General features: G+C 66.0%; 7 protein-coding genes, 1 pseudogene and 1 riboswitch. Of the genes and pseudogenes, 3 read left to right on the top strand and 5 right to left on the bottom strand.

The features are described from left to right. The 4 genes from G3N97_RS34485 to G3N97_RS34470 all read right to left on the bottom strand — a co-directional run. Window positions 1-1,806 (bottom strand): biotin carboxylase N-terminal domain-containing protein (locus tag G3N97_RS34485; protein ID WP_205997342.1); only part of this gene is annotated, 1,806 nt, incomplete at its 3' end. Beyond that, entirely contained in the window at window positions 1,806-2,459 is a 654-nt protein-coding gene (locus G3N97_RS34480) for an urea amidolyase associated protein UAAP2 (protein WP_205997341.1), read from the bottom strand. The genes G3N97_RS34485 and G3N97_RS34480, both read right to left, overlap by 1 nt. A 9-nt stretch (window positions 2,460-2,468) precedes the next feature. Continuing rightward, window positions 2,469-3,242, bottom strand: a complete 774-nt coding sequence (locus G3N97_RS34475; RefSeq protein WP_205997340.1) for an urea amidolyase associated protein UAAP1 — start codon at window positions 3,240-3,242, stop codon at window positions 2,469-2,471. A 56-nt stretch (window positions 3,243-3,298) separates the two neighbouring features. Beyond that, window positions 3,299-3,438: riboswitch (guanidine-I (ykkC/yxkD leader) on the bottom strand. Between the two features lie 325 nt (window positions 3,439-3,763). Beyond that, the gene (locus tag G3N97_RS34470; RefSeq protein ID WP_205997339.1) at window positions 3,764-3,901 is read right to left on the bottom strand and encodes a hypothetical protein; all 138 of its coding nucleotides are present in this window, start codon (window positions 3,899-3,901) and stop codon (window positions 3,764-3,766) included. Window positions 3,902-4,001: 100 nt separating this feature from the next. On the opposite strand from G3N97_RS34470, the gene G3N97_RS34465 reads away from it, so the two are divergent. The 3 genes from G3N97_RS34465 (at window position 4,002) to G3N97_RS34455 (ending at window position 6,663) form a co-directional block, all read left to right on the top strand. Then, on the top strand, window positions 4,002-4,403 hold the full coding sequence (locus tag G3N97_RS34465; protein ID WP_205997338.1) for a hypothetical protein: 402 nt from the start codon (window positions 4,002-4,004) through the stop codon (window positions 4,401-4,403). Between the two features lie 503 nt (window positions 4,404-4,906). Then, window positions 4,907-6,301: an FAD-binding oxidoreductase gene (locus tag G3N97_RS34460; protein WP_205997337.1), complete on the top strand. Its 1,395-nt coding sequence runs from the start codon at window positions 4,907-4,909 to the stop codon at window positions 6,299-6,301. A gap of 68 nt (window positions 6,302-6,369) precedes the next feature. Next, window positions 6,370-6,663, top strand: coding sequence for a GYD domain-containing protein (locus tag G3N97_RS34455; protein ID WP_205997336.1), 294 nt, complete (start codon window positions 6,370-6,372; stop codon window positions 6,661-6,663). A gap of 10 nt (window positions 6,664-6,673) precedes the next feature. Here the strand turns inward: G3N97_RS34455 and G3N97_RS34450 are convergent. Then, window positions 6,674-7,110 (bottom strand): annotated as a pseudogene (locus G3N97_RS34450) (hypothetical protein); the annotation flags it as partial.

Genomic DNA, 7,110 nt, shown 5'->3' with positions numbered 1-7,110 from the left:
GTCGCCCTTGCGCAACGCGCGGCCCGCGTGGCCGCCGAACTGGCCGAGCGTAAACGTCGCCTTGCTGCCGAGATAATCGGGCACCTGCAGGCCGCCGCGCACCGCGAGGCACGCACGCACGCCCGCGCCCGTCACGCCGCCGAGCTTCAGCACACTGCCGGCGCGTGCGCGCACGACTTGCCAGAACGTCACCGGCGCGCCGTCGAGCGATGCCGCGAGCGGCGCGCCACCGAGCACGAACAGCGTCTCGCAGTTAAAGCGCAGCGTCGCGCCGACCATCGTGAATTCGAGGCCCGCCGCGTCGGCCGCATTGCCGAGCAGCGCGTTGGCGAGCGTGAACGAGCGGTCGTCCATCGGCCCCGAGGGCGGCACACCCACGTCCCAATAGCCCAGACGTCCCGGCGTCTGCTGCACGGTCGTCTGCACGCCGCCGTCGAGCACGTCGATGGTGTGCGGCGCGAACACGAAGCGGCCGAGGAAACCCGTGGTCTGCTCGCCCGCCGCAAAGGTCGCCGAGCCGACCACGGCGCGCAGATAGTCGAGATTGGTTTCGATGCCGTAAAGCTGCGTGCGGTCGAGCGCGTTCGCGAGCGTGGCGAGCGCCGCTTCGCGCGTATCGCCGCTGGCGATGAGTTTGGCGATCAGCGGATCGTAGAATGCGCTGACTTCCGTGCCCGCATCGACCCAGGTGTCCACGCGCACGTCGTCGGGGAAACTCACGTGCGTGAGCAGACCCGAACTCGGCTGAAACTGGCGATTCGGATCTTCGGCGTAGATCCGCACCTGCACGCTCGCACCGCGCGGCCCCGCACTCAGCGACTGCGCAAGCGCGTCGAGCGGCGCGAGCGTACCTTCGGCCTGACGAATCATCCACTCGACGAGATCCACGCCGTAGACCTGTTCGGTCACGCCGTGCTCCACCTGCAGACGCGTATTCACTTCGAGGAAATAAAACGCGCGCGCGTGGGCGTCGAACACGAATTCCACCGTGCCCGCATTCGCGTACTGCACGGCGCGCGCGAGACGCACGGCGGTCTCATGCAGCGTCGTGCGCTCTGTGTCGCTCAGACCCGGCGCCGGCGTTTCCTCGATCACTTTCTGATTGCGCCGCTGCACCGAGCAATCGCGTTCGCCGAGCGCGATCACGTCGCCCTTGCCGTCGCCGAAAATCTGCACCTCGATATGGCGCGCGTGCTCGACAAATTTTTCGAGGTACACGCCCGCGTTCGCGAAGTTGCTCTGGCCGAGCCGCGCGACCGAGGCGAAGGCCGCGTCGAGTTGCGCGGCGTCGCGACACAGCGACATGCCGATACCGCCGCCGCCTGCCGTGCTCTTGAGCATGACCGGATAGCCGAGCGAAGCCGCTGCATCGAGCGCGGCCTGCACGTCGGCCAGCAAGCCGGTGCCGGGCAGCAGCGCCACGCCGTTCGCCTCGGCGATCTCACGCGCCGTATGCTTCAGGCCAAACGCCGTCATCTGCTCCGCGCGCGGGCCGATGAATGCAATGCCCGCCGCTTCGCAATCGCGCGCAAACGCCGCGTTTTCCGAAAGAAATCCGTAACCGGGATGCACGGCCTGCGCGCCGGTCTTGCGCGCCGCATGGAGAATGGCCGCCGCGTTCAGATAGCTCTGCGCAACCGGCGCGGGCCCGATGCAGACCGCTTCGTCGGCGAGCATGACGTGCATCGCGTGACGGTCCGCTTCCGAATACACGGCCACCGACGCGATGGCGAGCCGCTTGAGCGTGCGGATCACGCGGCACGCGATCTCGCCGCGATTGGCGATGAGGATCTTGTCGAACGCCATCACGCCTCCCACACGAGCAGGCGCACCGGCGTCGGGTTATAGCCGTTGCACGGATTGTTCAGTTGCGGACAGTTCGAGATCAGCACGGTCACGTCTTCTTCGGCGCGCACTTCCACGTATTTGCCGGGCGCGGAAATGCCGTCTTCGAACGTGAGTTTGCCGAGCGGCGTGACCGGCACGTTCATGAAGAAGTTGATGTTGCTGACGAGATCGCCCTTGCCCAGTTGCGAAGCCGCGCCGCAACTGCAATGCGCGAGCGCGTTCAGATAACTGTCGCGACAGCTGTGCATGTGGCGCTTGTCGAGCGCGTAACGCACGGTGTTGCTCTCCGCCGCGCACGCGCCGCCGAGCGTGTCGTGACGCCCGCAGGTATCGGCGACGATGGTGAGCATCGGGCGGCCGAGATTCGACATCAGCACGCTGCCCGCGCTCAGATACAGATTGCCCTGCGTGCGAATGGTGTCCTGCGCGCTATAACGTTCGGCGGGATCGTCGCTGCGATAGAACAGCGTATCGACGGCCTGATTGCCTTCGAGATCGACGATACGCAGCGTCTCGCCGCGCTTGATGTCGTAGAGCCACGGCTCGCCCGCGGGCAGCGTGAAGTCGTAACGGGCGGTGCGCGCGTCGAGCGCGCTTTCGATGATCGGCATGGCGGCTCCTCAGGCGAACAGGCGGTCGGTGTTGGTGAAGGCGCGGCCGTTTTCGGCGCACGCGTTGCGGCACGGATCGTCGGCGGGCGCGGAGGACTCCGCGGGATAGGCGCGCCACGCAATCAGCTTCACCGGCTTCGGCGTGTACTCACGTTGCGGATCGAGCGGATGCGGCGCGGTGGAAAACGCCGCCAGCGTGTTCATCTCGAAGCGCAGATCGAGCGACGCGCCCGCGCGCGAATGGCCGCTCACATAGCTGAGCGCGCCGTCGTCGCCCACGGCAACCTTGCTGAAGAAGTTCACGTTCGCCGCAAGATCGCGCGGCCCGAGGCCGTACTTCGCGAGTTCGAGCACGAGGCTGTCGCGGCCATTGCGGATCATCTCGTTGCGATGCGCCTGGTAGCGGCGCTCGCCGTATTTCTGCGCGAACAGCGCCGCGTCGCCGACGCCGCCGAGCGGATCGTGCCAGCCCAGCGTATCGCCCGTAATCGAGGCGACGACGCGCCCCATGTCGGTATGCAGCGCGTGGCCGCACGTGAGGTGGGCCGTGTGCTGCGCCTTCAGCGTATCGGCCATGTTGTAGCGTTCGAGCGGATCTTCCTGGCGATGAAACACGGCGGCGAGGTTCGCGCCGCCTTCGATATCGACGATCCGCAGCGCGAGGCCGCGACGCAGGATGCCGGACCAGTGCGTGCCCGCGGGAATCACGGCTTCCCAAAGCGGCGCGGCGACCGGCGCGAGGTCGTTGAAATCGTCGAGTTCAGTGAGGAGGCTGGACGGCATGGAGGCTCCGGGTGGCGAAGGGAATAAGCGTGAGAGGGCGACCGAACGACATCGCGACCTCCCGGGCTTTTATCCCTCCGTGGAGCCTCATCGCCGCCTTGCATGCAAGGTGGGAGACGAGACCGGATTGCTCTCGGACCAGGCATCGGCACACTCCACACACTGCGCGCCGACCGGAACCCTAGCGATCCTAAGATGATGCAAATTGCTTCGCACCTCTCGCAGGCTCATGTAGCGAGATCCGTGCCAATGCTTTTGGCATGACGTGAAGCGCCTTATGCGGCGGTGCTTTTTGGGCGATTCGAACCGCGTGAAAACGCGTTGGGCGACTGGCGCATTGCACCGCGAAGCGGCGCTAGCTTGCCCCAACATGGTGATCGGCGCGTCGCCGATTTGCGCGCGGCACATTTTCTGTGCGGACGTTTTCTTATTCTCCGCACTTTCAATTCGTTGATACGCGCATGACAAGGATGCGCGGCGATTGGCATGGCTGTTGCTCGCAGCACAGCGTTCAATCCGAATCATCGACGGGAATCCGCATGAACCGAGCCACGCGACTTCGACAATTTCTCTACGCGCTTTTCGCCGCGCGTTTCATTGAGTTGCAACGCGCCGACGCGCGGCGTTAAATCCCGTTTCATCACGCGCGCGTCATTCATTCGGTTTTCCCGCTAGCGTTTCCCCGCACCGGACGCCTCGCGCGCGCGGTGTACGATGCGAATGCGCCGCCTATGCGCGGCCTCGTTCGGGGAACGCGCCATGAAAGTGTCGTGGCAACGCCGCATCATCTTGTTCGTCCAGCGTTTCTGGCAGCCGACCAGTGCGTGCATGACCTGCATGCCGGGCAGTTGGGGCAACGTCATGAGCGTCGCGCATTGGACGATCGCCTTCAAGACCGGTCTGCTCACCGGCGTGCTGGCGCTGCTGCTCACCTTCACGCCGGCCGCCAGACTCTTCGCGAACCGATACGGCAACGCGCTGCTGGTCGGCTGCCTGACCACGATCGGCGACGCGTATTCGCACACGAGCCACTACCGCATTCATTTTCTGGAGCACCTCGTCACGGGTGCGATGTCGGGGCTGTTTGCGCTCGCGGCATCGTATTTATTCGAGGATCGCGCGCGCCGCATTCGCACGGCCTGGGTGCGTATCTTCGGATGATTCGATGCGCCTCAATTCGCGTGGATCGGATTAGCCTGGCGAGTCACGACACGACTCCTCGTTAATCAATTAACTCTCGTCCGATGCACGCCCGCTCAATGCCTGGTCGAATCGACAAAATAATAGGTTCGCGGCATTCCAGTTGCTAAAATAAGCAGGAGACGGCGCGGCGCGAGCACTCGAAAACAGCCGCAGCGCGCGTTCTCAAACAAACGCTTTTGCATGATTAATCAGGTTATCTAATCATTCAGGCCGCGTGCCCGGCAGCCTGAATTCAATCCGGCCGCGTTCACAAAACGCGCATCGGCCGGACTGCGCGGCCTCGCCTCCTTCGTGCGCCTGCTGCCTTCCCGAAAGCACGGAACTTCCGGCTTTCCCTGCGGGACGCGCCGCGTCTCGCTCACTACCCCTTCCGCATGCTTCGCCGCGCGCCGCCGCTCGCACGTATTCGCCGCGCCCGTCGCGCCATGCGGATTCGCGAACTGCCGAATGAGAGGTGTGCGATGTCCAGCTTGTCGAGCGATTCCATCGAAACATTCAAGCACGCGCTGCGCGGTCAGGTGCTGCAACCGGACGACGCGGGCTACGACGAAGCCCGCCAGCTCTGGAACGCGATGATCGACCGGCGTCCCGCCCTGATCGTGCGTTGCCAGGGTTGCGCCGATGTGCGCCAGGCCGTGTCGTTCGCGCGCGACTCCGGGCTGACGCTCGCCGTGCGCGGCGGCGCGCACAACATCGCGGGCAGCGCGATGTGCGACGGCGGCCTCGTGATCGACCTATCGGCGATGAAGTCGGTGCGCGTCGAGCCGGCCACGCGTCGCGCATTTGTCGAGCCGGGCGCGACGCTCCACGACTTCGACCACGAAGCGCAGGCCTTCGGCCTCGCCACGCCGCTCGGCATCAACTCCACGACTGGCGTGGCCGGCCTCACACTGGGCGGCGGCTTCGGCTGGCTGAGCCGTCGCTTCGGCATGACGGTCGACAATCTCGTGTCCGCCGACGTGGTGACCGCCGACGGCAATCTGCTGCGCGCGAGCGCCACCGAGCACCCCGACCTCTTCTGGGCGATCCGCGGCGGCGGCGGTAATTTCGGCGTGGTGACGATGTTCGAATTCGCGCTGCACGCCGTGGGCCCCGAAGTCTATGGCGGACTGGTGGTGCTGCCGATCGCCGCCGCGAAGGAAGCGTTGCAGCGCTACCGCGAAGCCTCCGTGGCGATGCCGCACGACCTCACGGTCTGGAGCGTGCTGCGCTTCGCGCCGCCGTTGCCCTTCCTGCCCGCGGACGTGCACGGCAAGCCCGTGATCGTGTTCGCCATCTGCTATTCCGGGCCGCCCGAGAACGCGGCAGCGGCCGTCGAACCGATCCGGCAGTTCGGCACGGCGTGCGGCGAGCATCTCGGGCCGATGCCTTACGCGGCGTGGCAACAGGCCTTCGATCCGCTGCTGACGCCGGGCGCGCGCAATTACTGGAAGTCGCACAATCTCGCGCAATTGCCGGACGGCCTCATCGACACGCTCACCGCCGCCATCGACACGCTGCCTTCGCCGCAATGCGAAATCTTTTTCGGCCAGATCGGCGGCGCGACCCTGGACGTGCCGCCCGACGCCACCGCGTATCCGAATCGCGACGCGCTCTACGTGATGAACGTGCACGGCCGCTGGACCGAACCCGCCGACGACGAACGCTGCATCGGCTGGGCGCGCGACTTCTTCGAGGCCTCCGCGCCGTATGCGCTCGGCAGCGTCTACGTGAACTTCCTCACCGACGACGAACGCGCGCGCGTAAGCGCAGCCTACGGCCCGAACATGGAACGGCTGATCGCCGTGAAAACGCGCTACGACCCGCACAACCTGTTCAACCGCAATCAGAACATCGCGCCTGCCGCCAACAGCTGATGTGCCCATCATTATCGTCAGGTTCGCGCCGGGTTTGAACACGCCAGGCAATCCTCAGGAGAATCGCCATGCTGACTTATGTGGTGCTCGCGCAATTCACGGATCAAGGCATCCGCACGATCAAGGACAGCGCGCAGCGCGCCGCTCAGGCCGCCGAACTGGGCCGCAAGTTCAAGTGCGAAATGAAGCAGATCTACTGGACGCTCGGCCAGTACGATCTGGTCACGATCGTGGAAGCCGAGGACGAAGCGGGCTTCATGGCGTTCGGTCTCGCGCTCGGTTCGGCGGGGAACGTGCGCACGCAGACGCTGCGCGCGTTCGACAAGGACGCCTTCGGCGCGATGCTCGGCAAGCTCGGCTGATGCGCAACGCTCAGTGGTGGCTCCAGACCGGCAGTTCGCGCGGCATCATGTCGGCGTCCTGCTGATCGCGCTCCGATGAAGCGTTCTCGTACCGCACGCTGCGTTCGTTGGCGGCGCGCGCGAGCCACCATTTGGCCTCGCGGCTCGATGCGTCGATCGCCAGCGCGCGCGCCGCGTCGTGACGCACGCAGCCCCACTGGCCCGCGCGTCCGCAGCGATGCGCGTAGGCGAGCAAGGCGTCGCGATCCTGCTCGCGGGTCGTCAACTCGGCGCGCATGCGCTGGGCGGCGTCGTTGCCGGGCTGCACGGCCAGCACGCGGGCGAGCACGGCGTGCGCCGCCGCGAGGCGATTCTGGTCGAGGTACGCGCGGGCGCTGGCGAGACTGGCGGCCACGTCGGATCGCGCGCCGGACGCGGATTTCGACGCCGATGACGTCGGCGCACCGA

The organism is Paraburkholderia sp. Ac-20347, from assembly GCF_017104805.1.
Lineage (GTDB): Bacteria > Pseudomonadota > Gammaproteobacteria > Burkholderiales > Burkholderiaceae > Paraburkholderia > Paraburkholderia tropica.
Note: the sequence above shows the minus strand (reverse complement) of the source record. Positions and strands in the feature narration are given on the sequence as shown.